The sequence below is a fragment of the Microcystis sp. M090S1 genome (assembly GCF_020246295.1).
GTDB lineage: Bacteria > Cyanobacteriota > Cyanobacteriia > Cyanobacteriales > Microcystaceae > Microcystis > Microcystis aeruginosa.
This window is the reverse complement of record NZ_JADBTF010000290.1, coordinates 1-2,619: the sequence shown is the minus strand read 5'-3', so window position 1 is coordinate 2,619 and position 2,619 is coordinate 1. Positions and strand designations below refer to the sequence as shown.

Below are 2,619 nucleotides of genomic sequence, written 5' to 3'. Positions count from 1 at the left end.
TAATGGTCGAAAGGTCAAATTTGAAAAATTTTGCCTCAAACCATATCTGCGTAAGGACTTCAGGATTTTGTGTCCAGTAGTCCATTAGTATTATATTGCTTTAACTCAGGCTCTGTAAGACTTTTAGCCATAGCTAGTATGTTTATACGGGGGAAGTTCAGTTATTTAGCCATTCTTGGGGTGGTCGGGATGATTATCGGAATGGGTGGCGACCTATTTTTCGATTGTTTTTTTTAATTCTCGTCGCTAACATTCCGCGAGTTATAGCCGAACCTTTAGATAAATATTGCCTCTCACCAGTAGAGCGAAAACCCGAGACGAGATTCACATTATCCCCGAATAAAACAGCACGAGTAACAATCCCAATGCGGGGCCAATCGTTTGAGGTGGTCGTCTCCGGTGTCGATACCCTGCTACTGAAGCGGAGCGGCGCTGCAACGCCTCTCGTATCAGTGAAGGCCCCGCAATACGATTACGGCCAGATTGACGCTCTGGTTTCGACACAAGATGGTTGGCTCTGGATCGATGGAGGACAAATCGATTACATGGCCCGGCTCGATCTGAATGCTAACCCCCCTACCCTTGGTACACCGAAGGCACTTCCCGAACTCTACGAGCGACCCTGCTCGTTTTGGCATCGTTTCTGGGGTAATTGTCTCCTCGCTCAGGGAGTTTACAGCCAGGCGTTGGATCGCGTATTGATCACTGGTCATCCCGCTACATTTTGGGGACGATCATCCCTCACCACCTTGGAGATCATTGCTGGAAAAGCGAAAGAGATGGGGTCGATCGCACGGGGTTCTAGTCTCGTTTACCCTGTTTATGATGTCCCGCGATTACGAGGCATTTTGCTCAGAGGGATAAAAGATGAGTTGTTCTTTTACGATGGGATTACTGTCACCACCATACTTTCAGGAGAAAGTGCGCGGAGTCGGAACGGTATAACTGGATGGTACATCGACAGCACTCACTCCGGGAGAACTTTCGTAACTAACGCTGGTCGTTTCCGCGATCCTTTTCTTAGGGAAATAAAAGCAGGGCCACTGGCCATAGCGATCGCTGTTCCGAAGACACTCGCCGGAAGTTGGTTGAGTTTGTTTCAAAAAGTGGATAAGGAGCCGTTGTGGGGAATTACCCGTCAGTCCCTTTTTGTGGAAATACAAGGCGCTTTCAAACCGGTCGCTACCGTTCGAGAGGGGGCTTTTCTAGAGGGACCGGCCGGTATCGAACAGTCGTCAGATGGCTCGATTATTTTCAGCGTTAAGGACAAAACCACGGGCCGCTCTACCGATTACCGGCTCGCACGCTCCTCCGCGACAGGCCAGTGCGGGATTCGTTTAAAGGCCCGAAGACCGATATCGCTCACCCCGTAGTTTTTCCCGGGGTAGGCATTGCCCACCACCATTAAATAAGGGTTTAAAGGTGAATGGGTGGGCAGTGCAGCACCCTAGAGTAAGATGTTCTTATTGGATTTTTGCCAAAGACTGCTTAAATTCTGCGAGAGAATTAGCGGTAGCTGCTAATTTAACAATCTCTTGTAATTTAGATAGTACCGAAACTTTATTCAGGTATTGTTCCACATCTAAAGGAACTTCACCTAAGGGAGCTTGCCAAACTGTTTTGACAAAATCACGGGCATTTTCTAATGCGCCAATTTCCTTACCTTGTTCTATCCCTCGTAACTCGCCAATTTCCTCGCCAATTTCTTTACCGCGTTCTATACCTCGTAACTCCATATTACACAAGTCCAGAAAACGGGTTTCTTCAAGAAACCCGTTTTCTAGAAAAACGCTTCAAAATATTCGCTTAAAGCTTCTTTCCAGGGTTCATCATAATTGGCGGTTGTTTGGTTCATTTGAGTTGTCCGCTTACTCGTAGGGGGTGAAGCGCGATAGCGTAACGCACCGATTTAATAATAGAGTTGATGCGTTACGGCGGCTTGTTAATTTTGTTTTTTTGACGGAATTGATAGCCGTCTAACGCACCCTACAAGCTGTATTAAGATTAAACTAACACAACTATATCAGAGGCGGAAATACTGGGTTTAGAACTAAGAGTTGCAATTTGAATAGCTGCTAGTGTACCTGTCCCGTCCCCATCAAAGAATAGTCCTCCAGTGATTGTATTATAATTAAAGCGATTGCTGACATTTAATGCAGTTGTTCCTAACACGAATTGAGCGGCTGTAATCGCCACTCCTGCTGCTAAACCACCGCCAAAACCCGCAGCAGAGACAGTAATTTTATCCCCCTGACTGGATAGGAAATCGGTAATTGTGTCAAGACCTTCATTGAGGTTGTTGAAGGTGAAGCGATCGCCACCTGCACCCCCTGTTAGGGTATCATTCCCTAAGCCACCAACTAGAATATCATTGTCCAGAGTACCAGTGAGAATATCATCGTTTGATGACCCGATAATAGGTTCTGGGACGTTAGCAGAAACCGCTAGACTACTAGCTATATTGGGTAAGGGATTACCAATCAGATTATCCCCGTTAAAGTCTTGTTGGAAGTTGGTTTCTTGAGTAAAAGCTTCCGATGAGTTTAATCCCCACCATCCGGTGGAAGATTGCCAATTCCAGTTATTATCTAAACTCCACAAGTGGAGATAATTACCATC

General features: G+C 46.2%; 2 protein-coding genes and 1 pseudogene. 1 reads left to right on the top strand and 2 read right to left on the bottom strand.

From position 1 onward, the window contains the following. Positions 1–452 precede the first annotated feature (452 nt). Positions 453–1,373, top strand: coding sequence for a hypothetical protein (locus tag IM477_RS12640; RefSeq protein ID WP_287732015.1), 921 nt, complete (start codon positions 453–455; stop codon positions 1,371–1,373). 90 nt (positions 1,374–1,463) lie between these two features. Here IM477_RS12640 and IM477_RS12635 read toward each other — a convergent pair. Together IM477_RS12635 and IM477_RS12630 are read right to left on the bottom strand one after the other, a co-directional pair. Beyond that, positions 1,464–1,742, bottom strand: a pseudogene (locus IM477_RS12635) (hypothetical protein); the annotation flags it as partial. A 262-nt stretch (positions 1,743–2,004) separates the two neighbouring features. Next, positions 2,005–2,619, bottom strand: a 615-nt coding sequence (locus IM477_RS12630; RefSeq protein ID WP_287732012.1) for a hypothetical protein, incomplete at its 5' end; no start/stop codon positions are given.